The sequence below is a fragment of the Actinophytocola sp. KF-1 genome (assembly GCF_054661535.1).
Window position 1 is genome coordinate 287,577 of sequence record NZ_BAAFVK010000002.1, and the last position, 17,487, is coordinate 305,063.

Sequence of the window (17,487 nt, forward strand, 5' to 3'; positions counted from 1 at the left end):
ACCCTACCTGACTAACCGTCTAGTTGACAGCGGTGGTCGAGGGTGCTTCTCTGGAGAACGGAGCTAACCAAACAGTCAGTTAGAAGGTGTGAAGCCATGTCGAAGGTCTTCCTGGTCACCGGCAGCTCGCGGGGCCTCGGCCGTCAGATCGCGGAGAAGGCCCTGGTCGCGGGGCACCGGGTGGTCGCGACCGCACGTCGTCCCCAGCAGCTCGCGGACCTGGTCGAGCGGTTCGGGCCGCGGGTGCGGGCCATCGCGCTGGACGTGACCGACCCGGCGGCCGCCCGTGACGCGGTCGCCGTCGCGGTCGCGGAGTTCGGCAGGCTGGACGTGGTCGTGAACAACGCGGGGTACGCCAACACCGTGTCCGTCGAGGACATCACCGACGCCGACTTCCGCGAGCAGGTCGACACGAACCTGTTCGGCGTCGTCAACGTCACCAAGGCCGCGCTGCCGGTGCTGCGCGAGCAGGGCGAGGGGCACATCATCCAGGTCTCGTCGGTCGGCGGCCGCATGCCGACGCCCGGCATGTCCGCCTACCAGGCCGCCAAGTTCGCGGTCGGCGGCTTCTCCGAGGTGCTCGCGCTCGAGGCCGCGCCGCTGGGCATCAAGGTCACCGTGCTGGAGCCGGGTGGCATGCGCACCGACTGGGCCGGGTCGTCGATGAAGGTCCCGCCGATCTCGGCCCCGTACGAGCAGACGGTCGGCCGGGTCGTGGCCATGCGCGGCGACTTCGCCACGCGTGCCGCGGGCGACCCCGCCAAGGTCGCGGACGTCGTGCTGACCGTCGCCGGCCTCGACGAGCCGCCGGTCCGCCTGCTGCTGGGCAGCGACGCGTACCACTACGCCCAGCAGGTCGCGCGGGCCCGCAAGGAGTCGGACGAGAAGTGGCGGCACCTGTCGGTGTCGACCGACCACGACGAGGCAACGCAGGCAGGCATCGATCCGCTGGCCGCGCTGCGCGACTGAACCTCGCCGACGCGCGGCACCGCTGAGCGGAGCTCGCGGAGCGAACGTCGAGCGCCGTTGTCGGTGCCGCGCGTTATCGTGCGCGCCATGGTGTACATCGCCCTGTTGCGGGCCATCAACCTCGCCGCCAAGCGGCGGGTGGCGATGGCCGACCTGCGTGCGTGGCTGACCGGCCTCGGGTACGAGGACGTGCGGACGCTGTTGCAGAGCGGCAACGCCGTGTTCCGCACGAACAAGAAGCCCGCGACCGTCCGCAAGGAGGTCGAGGCGGCGCTCGAGGAGGGCGCCGGGTTCCACATCGACTGCGTGCTGCGGACCGCGGACGAGTTACGCGCGGTGGTCGCGGCCGACCCGCTGGGGGACGTGGCCACCAACCCATCTCGTTACTTCGTGTCCTTTGTGGACGTGGCGGGGGAGTGGCCGGCGATCGACGCGGCCGCCTTCGAGCCGGAGCGCGTGCACCTCGCCGAGCGCGAGGCGTACTTCTGGGTGCCGGACGGCACCCAGAACTCGAAGCTCCTCGCGGCGTTCCCCGCGCGCAAGGGGCAGATCGCGACCATGCGCAACTGGAACACGGTCACCAAGCTGCTGGCGATGGCGGAGGCGTAGCTCAGGTCTCGGCGAGCACGGTGCGGATCACGTGCCGGGCGTTGCCCGCCATGGCGGGGTTCGTCGTCCGGTAGTAGGGCAGCGCGATCAACGCCTGCGAGAGCGTGCGTGCCCGGCCGCGGCGCCAGGTCGCGTCGTCGACGTCCAGCGCGTCGCGGAAGGCCCGCCGCGCACCGGGAGGGAGGAGGTTCCACGCCGGGAACAGGTCACAGGCCGGGTCGCCCGTGCCGAGGCAGCCGAAGTCGATCACCGCGGTCAGCCTGCCGCCGGACACGAGCAGGTTGCCGGGCATGAGGTCGGCATGCAGCCACACCGGCCGGCCGTACCGGCCCGGTGCCCGCAGCGCCTCGTCCCACACGGCGGCAGCGGCGTCGCAGTCGACGCCCTCCTCCGGGATGCCGCGCAGCCGCTCGATCGCCGCGCGGGTCTCCGCGTCGAGCGCGACGAGCGGTCCGCCGCGGTGGGCGGTGGGCGCGCCGGGCAGGGTGATGGCGCGCATCGCCGTGACGAACGCGGCGAGGTCCTCGGCGAGCCGGACCGGTTGGCCGAGCGCGTCCGCATCGGGGTTCTCGCCGTCGAGCCACCGGTACACCGACCACGGCCACGGGTACCCCTCGGCAGGCCGCCCGGCGCCGAGCACCTCGGGGATGGCGACGGGCAGGCGCGGCGCGAGCCGGTGCAGCCACGCCTGTTCGGTCGCCACGTCACCGGCGCCGCCTGCGACGAGCGGGAGCCGGACGACCATGTCGTCGCCCAGCCGGTACATGGCGTTGACCGTGCCGCCGGACGGGAACCGGGTCACCGGCAGCCCCGCCCACCGCGGGAACTGCCCGGCGACCAGCCGCCGCACGAGGTCGTCGTCGATGGGGTGCGTGCCGGGGTGCATGCGTGTCCTAGCTGTAGTGGCGGAACTCCGGCCACAGTGTCGCCCACGGCCGCACCGGGCCGCGGCACAGCAGGATCGGCTTGCCCTGTTCCTCGTTCCACGACCCGACGCCGTCGTCGACGACACCGTGCGCTTCGCACGACTCGAAGAGGTCCCGCACGCGGGACGAGTCCGTGGCGGCGATGACCGTCACGACGTGGTCCTCCGGCACGGCACGCCACCACAGCTCGTTGTGCCCGCTGTAGACGGGTGGCAGGTCCAGCTCCTGCGCCCACCGGTCGACGGCGCCGGCCTGCCCGTAGTTCTCGGCGAGCACGATCGTGTGCACGCGTTCCTCCGCCGGGATCACGGCGGCGACGTCGGCGATCTGCTGGGCGAACCGGTGCCAGCCGATGGACTCCGGCGCCGTCTCGTTCAGTTCGCCCACCGGCAGGTCGTCGAGCGCGGACACCGGCAGGACGGGCAGTCCCAGCGGTACGGACACGACCGCGGTGGCGACGAGCCCGAGCACGACAGCCGTCCGCCGCACGGTCGTGGTCATCCATTCGGCCGTCGGCACGCACCCCGCGGCGCACAACGCCATCAGGAACCCGACGACGTAGTCGGGGCGGCCACCCGTGTAGAGGGTGATCGCGCAGGCCACCGGGTAGGCGAGCACGAGGAACCGGAACGTGCGGCCCCGCCACAGCGACACGAGCCCGACGACGGCCATCACCGACCCGAACCCGAGCAGCCCGAACTGCAGGGGCCCGAACATGAGCCGGTTGTCCTCGCCGTTCTGGTGCTCGAGCGCCTCGGCCATCTGGGCCTGCGGCCAGTCGTGGCCGGACTGGTAGAGCAGGTTGGGCAGCGCGATCACCAGTGCCAGCAGGGCCCCGAGCCACAGCCACTTGACGGCGAGCACCGCACGCGGCCCGGCGAGGACGATGCCGACGGCGACCCCGAGCACCAGCAGGGCGATCAGCTGCCGGTTGTAGGTGGCGACGCCGACGACCGCCCCGAACGCGAGCCACCACCGCCCGTCGCCGGTGACCGCCTTGCACAGGAACAGGATCGCGGCCGCCCACAGCGGCAGGTCGAGGGTGAGCGTGAGGAGCATGTGGCCCGCGATCAACGCCATCGACGACACGGCGATCGCGATCGCGGTCAGCACCTGCGCGCCGGCGGTGCCGCCGAACTCGCGGCACACCATCGCCACGAGCACGACCGTCCCGGCGACGGCCAGTGCGGGCACGACCCGCAGCGCGACGACGTTGTCGCCGAAGAGCGCCACCGAGAGTTTCGCGACCATCGGCGTGAGCGGCGGCGTGTCGAAGTACCCGGCCGCGGGACGTTCACCCAGGAGGCGGAAGTACAACTCGTCACGGTGATAGCCGTACCGGGTGCTGACGGCCATGAGCGCGGTGAACAACGTGGCGGCGACCAGGGTGACCGGCGCCGAGGCGAAGGGTGACCTGGTGGTGGCCGGGGCGTCATTCACGGGCGGAATTCTCCCGCAGCGATCAGCTCTCTACCATCACTTCTCATGTCCGGTCTCAGCATGTTGACGCTCAACATCGGCAGCCCTTCCGAGGAGCGTGCCCACCGCCAGCTGGCGTGGCTCGCCACCAGGCACGAGGACGTGCTGGTGCTGACGGAGACGAGGACGAGCGACGGGTGCAAACACCTCGCGGACGCGTTCCGCACGGCCGGCTACGCGGTGCTCTACCCGAAGCCCGCCCCGGCCGAGTACGGCGTGATGATCGTCAGCAAACTCCCGCTCCAGGCCGACCCGATCGGCGAAATGCTGTCGTACCTACCCAATCGGGTGACCGGTGCACTGATTTCCACCCGTATGGGTCTGATCCGCATTCTGGGCACCTACGTTCCGACACGAGACGCCACGGCCGAGAAGACCGAGCGCAAACGCCGCTGGCTGTCGGAGTTCTCGGCGGCCATGGGCGCCGCGGGCATGACCGACGCGGGCGCGCAGACGGTGGTGCTGGGCGACCTCAACGTCGTCGAACCGGACCACGACCCGGCGTACACGACGTTCCGCTGGTTCGAGTACGACTTCTACCGGGGCCTGACCGACAAGCACGGCCTGGTCGACGCGTACCGCCACCTGAACCCGGACCGCGTGGAGCACAGCTGGATAGGCCGCACCGGCGACGGTTACCGCTACGACCACGCGCACTGCAGCAAGGAACTGGCGGAGGAACTGGTGGAGTGCGAGTACGTCCACGAGCCGAGGTCCACCAGGCTGACCGACCACTCAGGACTGTCCCTGCGCTTCACCGTGGAGGCGGGTACCCGCCTGGACACCTACGACCCCTTCGAAGCGGCAAGCCCACCCACCCTTTTCTGACCACAGACCAAACGCACGAACCGCGCCAAAGCCGGACAGCCCCCCACCACACAAGGACTGCCTGCCATCCCGTCGACCTGGCGAAGCCCGATCACACTGTGTCAAGGGGGCCCGAAGCACGACGCACCCACATGCCCAAGCCGCCGGGCCCCCTTGACGCGGTGTGATAGCCCGGCGGGAGGTCGACGGGATGGCAGGCAGCCACGGACACCAGTCCTTGCCAAACCAACCCCGTGCAGGACCCCCTGCCATCCCGGAGACCAGCCCGTCCGGCGAGGACCCCCCGGAGGGAAACCCCGAGGCCACGCAACAAACAAGACGGGGACGACAAGATCGACTGCGGCCTCCGGCCCCCCGACATCCAGCCTAGCCGCCACCACCGACAATCCCGGCCGCCAAAAGCGAGGTTATCCACAGCGAGCGCCTCCGGCCCCCAACTTCCAGCCTGGCCGCGACTCCCGACAATCCCGGCCGACAACGGCGAGGTCATCCACAAGCGACGGCCCTCCGAAACCCAAACTGGCCGCGACGACCGCCAATCCCAGCGACGAGAGCCCTGTCCGCAGCCTCCGGCCCTGAGAACGGGCTATCACAGCCCCCGGCCGACGACGGCCGATTATCCCCAACCTCTCCCCGAGATTGGGCTAAGCCGCAACGGTCAACAGCCGAGTAAGCCACAAAACACGGCCTCCGGCCCCCGAAACCAGCCTAGCGGCGACGACCGACCATTCGCGGCCGACCAAGGCGATAGTTATCCACAGCGACGGCTTCCGGCCCCCGAAACCAGCCTAGCGGCGACCACCGACAGTCCCGGTCACAAAAGGCGAAGTCATCCACAGCGACGGCCTCCGGCCCCCCGGAAACCAGCCTAGCCGCGACCCCCGACAGTCCCGGCCCCAAGGCGAAGCTATCCACAACTGCGGCCTCCGGCTCGAAACCCAGGCGAGCGGCGACCATCGACAGTCCCGGTCACAAAAGGCGAAGTCATCCACAGCGACGGCCTCCGGCCCCCCGGAAACCAGCCTAGCCGCGACCCCCGACAATCGCGGCCACCAAGGGCGAAGCCAGCCTCCGGCACCCGAAACCCAGCGTATCCGTGACCCCCGACAATCCCGGCCACCAAGGGCGAAGTCATCCACAGCGACGGCCTCCGGCCCCCGGAAACCAGCCTAGCCGCGACCACCGACAGTCCCGGCCGACAACAGCGGAGTTATCCACAAGCGACGGCCTCCGGCCCCCGAAACCAAGCCTGCCGGCCACCACCGACAAAACCGGCGGCCAGCAGCCCGGTCATCCCGTCAAGAAGCGTTGGCGAGATCGTTCCGCGACAAGGAAAGCAACGAATCCGCGTGCTCCCGGGCCAGATCCGCCAAGGCGTGCATACGAGTGGCCTCAGCGGCAGGACCGCCGTTGGCGAGGTGGTCGAGGAGCCGTGCCTTGCGGCGGTACCAGTCGGCGACCTCGTGAATGCTGGCCGCCGGGCCGGGCGCGGTGCGCATCACGTGGCCCATTTCTTCCAGCGTGCTCATGCCTCAAGTGTGAGCGCCGTCACGTCCCTCGAACCAGTGTGCCGGTGAGGGATCGGGCATGACAATCTCATGCCGCCAGATGGGGGTTCGCCGCCAGGAGGTGGCTGATTCGCGTCCACCAGGCGTCGAAGTCGGGCTCCGCCGCCAGATCACGGTACGTCACCGGGAGTCCGCGCACGCGCAGCATGTTGACCACGCGCATGACGTCCACCGACGACAGTGCGTGAACGTCCTCATGGGACACTCCGGCGAGGCGGTCGATCTCGCGGGCCAGGTCCTCACGGGTCATGTCGCGAGGGTCTCAGGCGCCGCTCGACCGGGACATGAGTCTCACCCGCTTGGATACCGTGCGGGGGTATAGTAGGTTTGACCGCAGCGCGGCCGGGTATGCCGCGGACACGGACACGAGGAGTGAACGGTGGCGACGAACACGTACACGGTGACCGGCATGACCTGCGAGCACTGCGTGGGTGCGGTGCGCGGCGAGGTCTCCCGCATCCCGGGTGTGACCGACGTCCAGGTCGACCTGTCCACCGGCCAGGTCACCGTGACCAGCGACGAGCCCATCGACGTCGAGACCGTCCGCGCCTCCGTCGACGAGGCCGGTTACGAACTGGCGAGCTGACATGAACCCCGCGGCGAAGCTCGGCGGCCTCGTCCTGGTCGTGGCGGCCGTGTTCGGCGCCGCCTACGGGATCGGCAAGGCCGTGGGGCCCGTCGCGGCGGAGCCGGAGCCGGCGGCGGCCGAGCACGAGGGGATGGGGGCGCAGGAGGCCGGTCACGGCGACGACCACGGCGGCGCGGCCGTGCCCAAGGGGCTGCAGGTCAGCGAGGGTGGCGTCACGCTCGACGTGCTGTCCGACGGGCTCGCCGCGGGGCGGGCGACCGACTTCGCGTTCCGGATCCTCGACGAGGACGGGCACGCGGTCACCGACTTCCAGCCCACGCACGACAAGCTGATGCACCTGGTCGTCGCCCGGCGCGACCTGTCCGGCTTCCAGCACGTGCACCCCGAGATGGCCGCCGACGGGACGTGGCGCGTGCCGCTGACCTTCGCGGCCGCGGGCGACTTCCGAGTGTTCGCCGACTTCCAGCTCGCCGACGAGGAAGAGGGCCACACCCTCGGCGCCGACGTGCCGGTCACCGGGGCCTACCGGCCGGTGCCGCTGCCGCCCGCAGCGCTGACCGCGACCGTGGACGGCTACCGGGTGACCCTGAGCGGCAAGCTCACCCCCGGCACCACCAGCAGGCTGACCCTGTCGGTCGACAAGGACGGCGTGCCGGTCACCGACCTGCAGCCGTACCTCGCCGCCTACGGCCACCTGATCGCGCTGCGCCAGGGCGACCTCGCCTACCTGCACGTCCACCCCGACGGCGAGCCCGGCGACGGGACGACCAGGCCGGGGCCCAACATCGTCTTCTACGCCGAGGTCCCCACGGCGGGCACCTACCGGCTGTACCTGGACTTCAAGCACGGCGACGTCGTGCGGACCGCGGAGTTCACCGCCGTCGCGGGCGGGCACGGGCACTAGGAGGGCACATGGCCACCGACCAGGTCGAGCTGGTGATCGGCGGCATGACCTGTGCGTCGTGCGCGGCCAGGATCGAGAAGAAGCTCAACCGCATGGACGGCGTCGAGGCGACCGTCAACTACGCCACGGAGAAGGCGCTGGTCCGCGGCACCGCCGCCGCCGAGGACCTGATCGCCACCGTCGAGAAGCTCGGCTACACCGCCGCCCTCCCCGCACCGCCGAAGGCGGAGGAGCCCGAGGAACCCCACGACGCCGAACTGCGGGCGCTGCGCACGCGGCTGCTGGTCAGCGCCGTCCTTACGATCCCGGTCGTCGCCATGTCGATGGTCCAGGCCTTCCAGTTCGAGTACTGGCAGTGGGCGTCGCTCGTGCTCACCGCGCCCGTGGTCGTCTGGGGCGCGCTGCCGTTCCACCGCGCCGCCTGGGTGAACGCCCGGCACGGCGCGGCCACCATGGACACGCTGATCTCCATCGGCACGCTGACCGCCTTCGGCTGGTCGCTGTACGCACTCTTCCTCGGCACGGCGGGCATCCCCGGCATGGAGCACCCGTTCCGCATCACCATCGAGCGGACCGGCGGCACCGGCAACATCTACCTCGAGGTCGCGGCCGGGGTCACGACGTTCATCCTCGCGGGCCGCTACTTCGAGGCACGCGCGAAGAGCCGCGCCGGGTCCGCGCTGCGCGCGCTGTTGTCGTTGGGCGTCAAGGACGTCGCCGTCCTGCGGAACGGCACCGAGACGCGGATCCCGGTCGAGTCGCTCGCCGTCGGCGACCGGTTCGTCGTGCGGCCCGGCGAGAAGATCGCGACCGACGGCGTCGTCGAGGACGGCTCGTCCGCCGTCGACGAGAGCATGCTGACCGGCGAGTCGGTGCCGGTCGAGGTGGCGCCCGGGGCGAACGTGGTCGGCGCGACGGTGAACGTCGGCGGGCGGCTCGTCGTGCGCGCCACCCGCGTCGGCGCGGACACGCAGCTCGCGCAGATGGCCCGGCTGGTCGAGCAGGCGCAGACCGGCAAGGCGCAGGTCCAGCGGCTCGCGGACCGGGTGTCGGCGGTGTTCGTGCCGGTCGTGATCGTCCTGGCGTTCGGCACGCTCGGCTTCTGGCTCGGCACGGGCGCGACGTCGTCGGCGGCGTTCACCGCGGCCGTCGCCGTGCTGATCATCGCGTGCCCGTGCGCGCTCGGCCTCGCGACGCCGACGGCGTTGCTGGTCGGCACGGGCCGGGGCGCGCAGCTCGGCATCCTGATCAAGGGCCCGGAGGTGCTGGAGTCCACGCGCCGGGTCGACACCGTGGTGCTGGACAAGACCGGCACGGTGACCACCGGGCGGATGTCGCTCGAGGACGTGGTCGCCGCCGACGGTGTCGACGAGGAGCTGCTGCTGCGGTACGCGGGCGCCCTGGAGGACGCGTCGGAACACCCGATCGCGAAGGCGGTCGCGGACGGTGCCCGGGACCGGGTCGGCGCGCTGCCCGCCGTGACCGGGTTCGCCGCCCGCGAGGGGCTCGGCGTGCGCGGCACCGTCGAGGGCCACGAGATCACCGCGGGCCGGGTGGTCGGCGGGGACGACTGGCTGCCCGCGCTGCCGGAGGCGCTGGCGTCGGCCAAGGCCGCGGCCGAGGCGGAAGGCAAGACGACGGTCACGGTCGCGTGGGACGGCGCGGCCCGCGGCCTGCTCGTGGTGGCCGACACGATCAAGCCGACCAGCGCCGACGCCGTGCGACGGCTGCGTGCGCTGGGCCTCGAACCGATCATGCTGACCGGTGACCACGAGGCCGTGGCCAGGTCGGTGGCGGCGAAGGTCGGCATCGACGAGGTGATCGCGGGGGTCCTGCCTGCCGACAAGGTCGACGCGGTGAAGCGACTCCAGGACGAGGGCCGGGTGGTCGCGATGGTCGGCGACGGCGTCAACGACGCGGCCGCGCTCGCGCAGGCCGACCTGGGGCTCGCGATGGGCACGGGCACGGACGTGGCGATCGAGGCGAGCGACCTGACGCTGGTGCGCGGTGACCTGCGGGCCGCGGCGGACGCGATCCGGCTGTCCCGCCGCACCCTCGCCGTGATCAAGGGCAACCTGTTCTGGGCGTTCGCCTACAACATCGCGGCGATCCCGCTGGCCGCGGCGGGCCTGTTGAACCCGATGCTCGCCGGCCTGACGATGGCCGCCAGCTCGGTGTTCGTGGTGACCAACAGCCTCCGCCTGCGCACCTTCACCACCCACTGACCCCCCACCCCGCGAGTCACGCTCTCAAACACCGCGAGTCACGCTCTCGAACACAACGAGTTGTCGGTTTCGTGCAGACGACCGGCGTGCCGGACTGCACGAAACCACCAACTCGGTGTGCGTGAGAGCGCGACTCGCGGTGGTCTGGGGCGGGACTCGCGGGGTCAGTGGCCTCGGACCTGGCGGATCGTGTCCCGGTACCAGAGTGCGCTCTGCTTCGGGGTGCGCGCCTGGGTCTCGTAGTCCACGTGCACCAGCCCGAAGCGCTTCGCGTAGCCGTACGACCACTCGAAGTTGTCCATCAGCGACCACGCGAAGTAGCCGCGCACGTCCGCGCCCTGTTGCCGGGCCGCCGCCACCGCCGCGATGTGCGACGACAGGTACGCGGTGCGGTCGTGGTCGGCGACGTACCCGGACGGGTCCGGCTCGTCGTCGAACGCGGCGCCGTTCTCGGTGATCACGAGCGGGGTGCCGGGGTACTCCCGCGACAGCCGCACCAGCAGCTCGGTGAAGCCCTCCGGCACGATCTCCCAGTCCATCGCGGTCACGGGGCGGCCGAGCGGCACGTTCACCGTGATCGGGTTGCCGTCCTCGTCTTCGGTGCGGCCCGCGGCGTCGACGCCGGTGAACCGGTGCGACGAGTAGTAGTTCACGCCCAGCACGTCGATCGGCTCGCTGATGATGCCCAGGTCGCCGTCGACGACCGGCAGCTTGATCCCGCGCACGGACAGGTCGTCGACGATGTCGCCCGGGTACTGCCCGCGCAGCAGCGGGTCCAGGTAGATGCGGGCGCCGAGACCGTCGGCCCGCCGCGCCGCCTCCTGGTCGGCGAGGCTCTCCGACGCCGCCATCGCGGTGCCCATGTTCAACGTGATGCCCAGCTCGATCGGCTCCGTCGCCGCGGCCCGCATCCGCTGCGCGGCCAGGCCGTGGCCGAGCAGCAGGTGGTGCACGGCATCCATGGCGTCGGCGAAGCTCTGCCTGCCCGGCGCCTGGCGGCCCTCGTAGTAGCCGAGCATCGCCGAGCACCACGGCTCGTTGAGCGTGGTCCACGTGCGCACGCGGTCCTGCAGCCGGTCGAACACCAGCATCGCGTAGTCGGCGAACCGGTACGCGGTGTCCCGCTCCGGCCAGCCGCCCCTGTCCTCCAGTGCCTGCGGCAGGTCCCAGTGGTACAGCGTGACCCACGGGTCGATGCCCGACCGCAGCAGCTCGTCGACGAGCCGGTCGTAGAACCCGAGGCCCTTCTCGTTCGCCGGGCCGGTGCCGTCGGCCTGGATGCGCGGCCACGCCACCGAGAACCGGTACACGTCCACGCCCAGCGACTTGATCAGCGCCACGTCCTGCGGCATCCGGTGGTAGTGGTCGCACGCCACGTCACCGTTGTCACCGCCGTCGACCATGCCCGGCGTGCGGCAGTAGGTGTCCCAGATGGACACCCCGCGCCCGTCCTCGTCGTACGCCCCCTCGATCTGGTAGGCGGAGGTCGCCACCCCCCACCGGAAGTCCGACGGCAGGCTCGCGATCAGCTCCGCCTCGTCCGCCGCCTCCCGTGTCACCGTGGTATCCAAGAGATCCATCCTCCGTAATCTCGGTCAGGTGTTGACCTTCTCCACCGAATGCAGCCAGCAGGCCACGGTCCGGTTGCTCGCATCGCTCGGCGCCGACAGCACCGGCGACCGGTCGGCGCACGGCTCGAACGCCTTGGGACAGCGGGGATGGAAGGTGCACCCCGACGGCATCGCACGCAGGTCCGGCGGCGAGCCGGGGATGCCGGTCAGCTCCCGGCGCGGCCCCCGCAGCGCCGGGAACGAGTGCAGCAGGCCGTCGCTGTACGGGTGCAGCGACTCCCGGTAGAGGTCGCGCGCGGGCGCCTGTTCCACGATCCGCCCGCCGTACATGATCGCGATCCGGTCGGAGAACTCGACCAGCAGCGACAGGTCGTGGGTGATGAACAGGACGGAGAACCCGATCCGCTCGCGCAGCTCGACGAGCTGGGCGAGGATCTGCCGCTGCATCACCACGTCCAGCGCGGTGGTCGGTTCGTCCATCACCACCACGCGCGGCTCCAGCGCGAGCGCCATCGCGATCATCACGCGCTGCCGCATGCCGCCGGACAGCTGGTGCGGGTAGCTGTTCAGCCGGTCGGCGTTGATGCCGACGAGCTTCAGCAGGTCGCGTGCGCGGGCGCGTTGTGCTGCCCGGCTGGTCCTCGGCTCGTGCGCGGCGATCACGTCGCACAGCTGGGCGGCGATCGTGTGGACGGGGTTGAGCGAGTTCATCGCGCCCTGGAACACGATCGAGATCTCCGACCAGCGGAACCGGCGCAGCTTCGCGGTCGACAGCGTCATCAGGTCCATGGGCTCGCCGTCGCGCGGGTGGTACAGCACCTGCCCGCCGGTGACCACCCCGGGCGGCGGCAGCAGCCGCAGCATCCCGTAGGCCAGGGTGGACTTGCCGCTGCCGCTCTCACCCGCGAGGCCGAGTACCTCGCCGCGGTCGAGCGTGAGGCTCACGTCCCGGACCGCGTGCACGCCCTCGTCACCGAGGCCGTAGTGCACGTTCAGGTTCCTGATCTCCAGCACCGGCTCACTCATCGCGCGCCCCCTTCAGCACGGGCGTGAAACCGACCCGCATCTTCACGCCGCGGACGGTGCTGCTGGTGCGCAGCCGCGGGTTGACGTACTCGTCGATGCCGAAGTTCAGCAGCGCCAGCCCGGTGCCCAGCAACGCGATCGCGACACCCGGCGGCACGAACCACCACCACGCGCCCTGCGCGAGCGCCTGCTGGCTCTGCGCCCAGAACAGGATCGCACCCCAGTTCCACTCGGACACCCCCGGTACGCCGATGAACGCGAGCGTGATCTCCGACAGCACCGCGAAGATCACCGTGCCGATGAAGCTGGCCGCGATCACCGCCGTCAGGTTGGGCAGGATCTCGAACCCGATGATCCGCCACGTCGACTCGCCGGTCGCGCGGGCCGCCTCGACGTAGTCGCGCCGCCGCAGCGACAGCGTCTGCGCGCGCAGCACGCGTGCGCCCCACGCCCAGGACGTGCAGCCGATGACCAGGGCGATCGTCATGTCGTCGGTGTCCGGCAGCGACAGCGTGATGATCAGGATCAGCGGCAGCGCCGGGATCACCAGGAACACGTTCGACAGCGCGGACAGGCCCTCGGAGCCGGCGCCCGTCAGGTACCCGGAGGTCACGCCGATCAGCACGGCGAGCACCGTCGCCACCACCCCGGCGACGATCCCGACGAGCATGACGCTGCGGGAGCCGTCGAGCATCTGGCTGAACAGGTCCTGGCCGAGGTGGGTGGTGCCGAACCAGTGGTCGCCGTCGGGCGAGACCAGCAGGTCCGGCCCCCGCTGGCCGGGGTCGTAGGGCGCGAGCACCGGCCCGAAGACCGCCAGCAGGCAGAAGAAGGCGAAGATCACCAGACCGGCCACGGCCTTGCGGTTGGCGAGGAGCCGCGACCGGCGGCGGCGCTTGACCGGTGCGGCGGGCGGGACGGCCGTCATGACGTCCGCGGTGGGCAGTGCCACGGCTCAGCCCTCCTTCCTGGTGCGCGGGTCAAGCAGGAGGTAGATCAGGTCCGCGAACAGGTTCGCGACCAGCACCGACAGCGTGATGATCAGGAAGATGCCCTGCACGAGCGGGTAGTCCTTCGCGCCGACCGCCTGGAACAGCTGGAACCCGACGCCCGGGTAGGAGAACACGATCTCCACCAGCAGGGTCCCGCCGACGATCAGGCCGAGGGAGAGCGCGAACCCGGACACGTTCGGCAGCAGCGCGTTGCGTGCCGCGTAGCCGATCATCACGCGGCGCTCGGAGAGGCCCTTCGCGTGCGCGACCGTGATGTAGTCCTCCGAGGAGACGGTCAGCATCATGTTGCGCATCGACAGGACCCAGCCGCTCATCGACGAGATCAGGATCGTGATCGCGGGCAGCAGCGAGTGGTAGACCGCGCTCCACACGAAGTCCATGTCCCAGCTGGGCACGACACCGGGGTCGTAGCCGCCCGACGACGGGAACGGCCCGCCGGCGTCGGCGAGCAGCGTGATGGCGATCAGGCCGAGCCAGAAGTAGGGGATGGACGACAGGAACGTCGTCACCGGCATCAGCATGTCCGCCCACGAGCCGCGCCACCAGCCGACGAGCACGCCCATGAACGTGCCGAGGAGGAAGCTGATGATCGTGGTCAGGCCGACGAGGCCCAGCGTCCACGGCAGCGAGTCCGCCAGCACCTCGGACACCGGGGTCGGGAAGAACGTGAACGACAGCCCGAGGTCGCCGCGGAACAGCTGGCCGAGGTAGTCGACGTACTGCTCGACGATGCTCTTGTCGGTGTTGAGCCCGAACAGGATGTACAGCGACTGGATCGCGTTGGCGTCGAGCTGGCCGCGCGACCGGGCGATCAGCGACTGGACCGGGTCGCCGGGGATGAGTCTCGGCAGGAAGAAGTTGATGGTGATCGCGGCCCACGCGGTGAACACGTAGAACCCGACGCGGCGGAGCACATAACCCATGTCAGGTCGCCTCCACCGTGTTCTTGTCGTACAGCCAGCACGCCGCCCAGTGCGGACCGTCGCCGTTGGACTCGACGGCCAGCCGCGGCGGCGCCTCGACCGTGCAGCGCGCCATCGCGTGCGGGCAGCGCGGGTGGAACCGGCACCCCGTCGGCGGCTCGATCAGGCTCGGCGGCTCGCCGCCGCCCACGTCCTCGACCTCGGCCTCCGCGCCCGCGATCCGGTCCGGGTCGGGCGCCGAGGCGATCAGCAGCCGCGTGTACGGGTGCGCCGCGTGCTGCGTCACCGCCTCGCCGCTGCCGCCCTCGACGACCTGCCCCGCGTACATCACCAGCACCTCGTCGGCGAAGTAGCGCGCCGACGCGATGTCGTGCGTGATGTAGAGGATGGCCAGGTTGAGCCGGTCCCGCAGGTCCCGCAGCAGGTTCAGCACGCCCAGCCGGATCGACACGTCCAACATGGACACCGGCTCGTCGGCGAGCAGCGCCTCCGGACCGGCGGCCAGCGCGCGGGCGATCGCGACGCGCTGGCGCTGCCCGCCGGACAGCTCGTGCGGGAACTTGGAGAGGAACCGCTCCGGCGGGGTCAGTGCCACCCGCGTGAGCAGTTCCTCGGCCGTGGTGTCGCTGCGGTGGATCTTCAGCGCGCGCGTGAGGTGGTAGCGCACGGTGTGGACCGGGTTCAGCGACGCGAAGGGGTCCTGGAACACCATCTGCACGCGGCGGCAGTAGGCGCGGAACCGCCGGCCGGTGGCGCGCACGGGCTCGCCGTGCAGCAGCACCCGGCCGTCGGTCTGGTGGATGAGCTGCGCCATGAGCCGTGCCACGGTCGACTTGCCGGACCCGGACTCGCCGACCATCGCGGTGACCCGGCCCTTGCGCAGCACCAGGTCGACCTGCTCGACGGCGTGGACCGCCCGCTGCGGTGCGAACAGGGTCCGCAGCCTGCGCCGGATGGGGAAGTGCTTGGTGAGGCCCACCGCCTCCAGCACCACGTCGGTGGCGCTGGGGGCGGTGGGCTTGGTGCTCGCCGTCATGAGGGTTACGAGGCCGGCTTCAGGTGCAGGATGATGTCCAGCGCGTTCGGCTGCGTCGGCTGGGCGGGCGCGTACTGGTTGTTCTCGTCGGGCCAGCCGACCCAGTTCTTGGTGCTGTACTCGCCACCGGCGTTGGCCGCGCCGGTGATCAGGACCGGCGCCTGCTCGACGTAGATCCGCTGCAGCTCGTCCATCGCCTCCTTGCGGACCTGCTCGTCGGCGGCGTTGGCGTACTGGTTGAGCGCCTCGGTCGCGTCGGCGTTGCGGAACCGGCCCCAGTTGCCGTTCACCCCGGACGTGCCGACCGGCTTGTACAGCGCTCCGTCCATGATGGACTGGTACAGGTCGAACGGGGTGGCGCCGTTGTTGGTCCAGTGCATGGCGGCCTCGAACTGGCCGGTGTCGACGTTGGTGGTCCAGGTGTCCTGGTTGGCCTTGTCGACGGTGGCGGCGATGCCGATGTCGGAGAAGTTGTCCTTCAGGATCTCCAGCGTGGTGATGTAGTCCGACCAGCCCGCTGGGTTCGACATGGTGAGCTTCACCGGCTTGCCCGTCTTGTCGAGCAGCGTGTCACCCTGATACTTGTAGCCGTTGTCCGTCAGGAGCTTCTTGGCGCCCTCGACGTCGACCGTGAACTCCTTGCCCTTGAACTCGTCGGCGAGGAACGCGTCACCCGCGGGCGTCGGGATGCCTGTGACGTTCTTGATCTCCGGGTAGAAGTAGCCCGCCTCGCCCTGCATGAACACGTCGTTGCGGTTGATCACCATGTTCATCGCGCGGCGCAGGACCGGGTCGTCGAACGGCTTCAGCTCGGTGTTGAGGAACAGGCCGTGCGCGGCCAGCACCGGCGGGAACCACAGCTTGTGGTGCTGCGGGTCCTTGTCGACGTAGACGGCCTTGTAGTTCGAGATGAACGTGAACGCCCACTCCGACGAGCCGTTCGCGAGCGCGGTGGTCTGCGCGTTGTTGTCGTTGTAGGACGTGTAGCGCAGCTCCTTGACCTGCGGCAGGTCCTGCCAGTACTCGTCACGCACGGTCAGCGTGACGGTCTGCGGCGTGAACGACTTCAGCGTGTACGGTCCGGAGCCGACCGGGTCCTTCACGGTGTCGGTGGCCGGGTCGGACATCTTCGACCACAGGTGCTCCGGCACCATCGGGGTCTGGGTGAGGATGTCCATCTGGTTCACGAACTGCGAGTTCGTGAACGTCACGGTCACCTTGTTGCCGTCCGCGGTGGCGTCGGCGTACGGGATGGCGTTGATGTTCAGCGCCGGGGTGTTCTTCAGCAGCGTGAACGTGTAGGCGACGTCCGCGCCGGTCAGCGGCTGCCCGTCGGACCACTTCGCGTTGTCGCGGATGGTCAGCTCGAGCTTGCGGTAGTTGTCCGACCACTTCCACTCGGTCGCGAGCCAGGGCTTGCCCTCCTCGGCCGGCTTGACCTGGTTGGTCATGACGAGCGGCTCGTAGAGCGCCCAGCGGTAGCCCAGCGAGTTGCTCGAGCTGGACGGCAGGAACGGGTTGTGGTTCTCCGTCTGCGGGCCGTTCGGCATGCCGATGTTCAGCACGCCACCGGCGTTGCCGCCGCCGCCCGTCTTGCCATCGCCACAGGCCGCCAGACCGGCGGTGAGCAGTAACGCCGCGGCGACCGCCACGGCCCTTCGCCTGAGTCGCATGGAACCGGACTCCTTTGTCGGGGAAAGGGAACGCGAGCGTGCACGCTGCCTGTTGGAGGGGAGTCAACCGGGTGAGCAGGGTCACGTCAATAACGGACAGGTAACGAACTTAGCCTTATTTAAAGACGCGAATAAAGTCTGCGCATGA

16 protein-coding genes are annotated in these 17,487 nt (G+C 70.3%); 6 read left to right on the plus strand and 10 right to left on the minus strand.

Annotation, left to right across the window (positions count from 1 at the left end; translation table 11 throughout):
- Positions 1-96 precede the first annotated feature (96 nt).
- Both ACYQ77_RS07120 and ACYQ77_RS07125 read left to right on the plus strand, forming a co-directional pair.
- Positions 97-969, plus strand: a complete 873-nt coding sequence (locus tag ACYQ77_RS07120) for an oxidoreductase (protein WP_459708641.1) — start codon at positions 97-99, stop codon at positions 967-969.
- An 87-nt stretch (positions 970-1,056) separates the two neighbouring features.
- Positions 1,057-1,578: a DUF1697 domain-containing protein gene (locus ACYQ77_RS07125; protein ID WP_459708643.1), complete on the plus strand. Its 522-nt coding sequence runs from the start codon at positions 1,057-1,059 to the stop codon at positions 1,576-1,578.
- Position 1,579: 1 nt separating this feature from the next.
- Here the strand turns inward: ACYQ77_RS07125 and ACYQ77_RS07130 are convergent, their stop codons facing one another.
- Positions 1,580-2,464 carry an aminoglycoside phosphotransferase family protein gene (locus ACYQ77_RS07130; protein WP_459708644.1) on the minus strand — a complete coding sequence of 295 codons (885 nt, stop codon included), beginning with the start codon at positions 2,462-2,464 and terminating at the stop codon, positions 1,580-1,582.
- A 7-nt stretch (positions 2,465-2,471) separates the two neighbouring features.
- Positions 2,472-3,944 carry a glycosyltransferase family 39 protein gene (locus tag ACYQ77_RS07135; RefSeq protein WP_459708645.1) on the minus strand — a complete coding sequence of 491 codons (1,473 nt, stop codon included), beginning with the start codon at positions 3,942-3,944 and terminating at the stop codon, positions 2,472-2,474.
- A gap of 45 nt (positions 3,945-3,989) precedes the next feature.
- On the opposite strand from ACYQ77_RS07135, the gene ACYQ77_RS07140 reads away from it, so the two are divergent.
- The gene (locus tag ACYQ77_RS07140; protein WP_459708647.1) at positions 3,990-4,811 is read left to right on the plus strand and encodes an endonuclease/exonuclease/phosphatase family protein; all 822 of its coding nucleotides are present in this window, start codon (positions 3,990-3,992) and stop codon (positions 4,809-4,811) included.
- A 1,298-nt stretch (positions 4,812-6,109) separates the two neighbouring features.
- Here the strand turns inward: ACYQ77_RS07140 and ACYQ77_RS07145 are convergent.
- Entirely contained in the window at positions 6,110-6,340 is a 231-nt protein-coding gene (locus ACYQ77_RS07145; RefSeq protein WP_459708650.1) for a hypothetical protein, read from the minus strand.
- A gap of 67 nt (positions 6,341-6,407) precedes the next feature.
- Complete coding sequence (locus tag ACYQ77_RS07150; RefSeq protein WP_459708651.1) at positions 6,408-6,629, minus strand: hypothetical protein; 222 nt, start codon at positions 6,627-6,629, stop codon at positions 6,408-6,410.
- A 129-nt stretch (positions 6,630-6,758) separates the two neighbouring features.
- Here ACYQ77_RS07150 and ACYQ77_RS07155 point away from each other — a divergent pair, with 129 nt between their 5' ends.
- From ACYQ77_RS07155 to ACYQ77_RS07165, 3 genes are read left to right on the plus strand one after another with little or no spacing between them, the layout of a single operon-like run.
- Positions 6,759-6,965, plus strand: a complete 207-nt coding sequence (locus tag ACYQ77_RS07155) for a heavy-metal-associated domain-containing protein (RefSeq protein ID WP_459708652.1) — start codon at positions 6,759-6,761, stop codon at positions 6,963-6,965.
- Position 6,966: 1 nt separating this feature from the next.
- On the plus strand, positions 6,967-7,872 hold the full coding sequence (locus ACYQ77_RS07160; RefSeq protein ID WP_459708654.1) for a hypothetical protein: 906 nt from the start codon (positions 6,967-6,969) through the stop codon (positions 7,870-7,872).
- Between the two features lie 8 nt (positions 7,873-7,880).
- The gene (locus ACYQ77_RS07165) at positions 7,881-10,097 is read left to right on the plus strand and encodes a heavy metal translocating P-type ATPase (RefSeq protein ID WP_459708655.1); all 2,217 of its coding nucleotides are present in this window, start codon (positions 7,881-7,883) and stop codon (positions 10,095-10,097) included.
- 164 nt (positions 10,098-10,261) lie between these two features.
- Here ACYQ77_RS07165 and ACYQ77_RS07170 read toward each other — a convergent pair whose 3' ends face one another.
- From ACYQ77_RS07170 to ACYQ77_RS07195, 6 genes are read right to left on the minus strand one after another with little or no spacing between them, the layout of a single operon-like run.
- The gene (locus ACYQ77_RS07170) at positions 10,262-11,677 is read right to left on the minus strand and encodes a GH1 family beta-glucosidase (RefSeq protein WP_459708657.1); all 1,416 of its coding nucleotides are present in this window, start codon (positions 11,675-11,677) and stop codon (positions 10,262-10,264) included.
- Positions 11,678-11,692: 15 nt separating this feature from the next.
- Complete coding sequence (locus ACYQ77_RS07175; protein WP_459708659.1) at positions 11,693-12,694, minus strand: ABC transporter ATP-binding protein; 1,002 nt, start codon at positions 12,692-12,694, stop codon at positions 11,693-11,695.
- Positions 12,687-13,646, minus strand: a complete 960-nt coding sequence (locus ACYQ77_RS07180; protein ID WP_459708660.1) for an ABC transporter permease — start codon at positions 13,644-13,646, stop codon at positions 12,687-12,689. Before ACYQ77_RS07180 ends, ACYQ77_RS07175 begins: the two co-directional genes overlap by 8 nt.
- A 3-nt stretch (positions 13,647-13,649) precedes the next feature.
- Positions 13,650-14,630 carry an ABC transporter permease gene (locus tag ACYQ77_RS07185; RefSeq protein ID WP_459708661.1) on the minus strand — a complete coding sequence of 327 codons (981 nt, stop codon included), beginning with the start codon at positions 14,628-14,630 and terminating at the stop codon, positions 13,650-13,652.
- A gap of 1 nt (position 14,631) precedes the next feature.
- Positions 14,632-15,666, minus strand: coding sequence for an ABC transporter ATP-binding protein (locus tag ACYQ77_RS07190; protein ID WP_459708663.1), 1,035 nt, complete (start codon positions 15,664-15,666; stop codon positions 14,632-14,634).
- Between the two features lie 5 nt (positions 15,667-15,671).
- Positions 15,672-17,339: an ABC transporter substrate-binding protein gene (locus tag ACYQ77_RS07195; protein WP_459708665.1), complete on the minus strand. Its 1,668-nt coding sequence runs from the start codon at positions 17,337-17,339 to the stop codon at positions 15,672-15,674.
- Positions 17,340-17,487 lie beyond the last annotated feature (148 nt).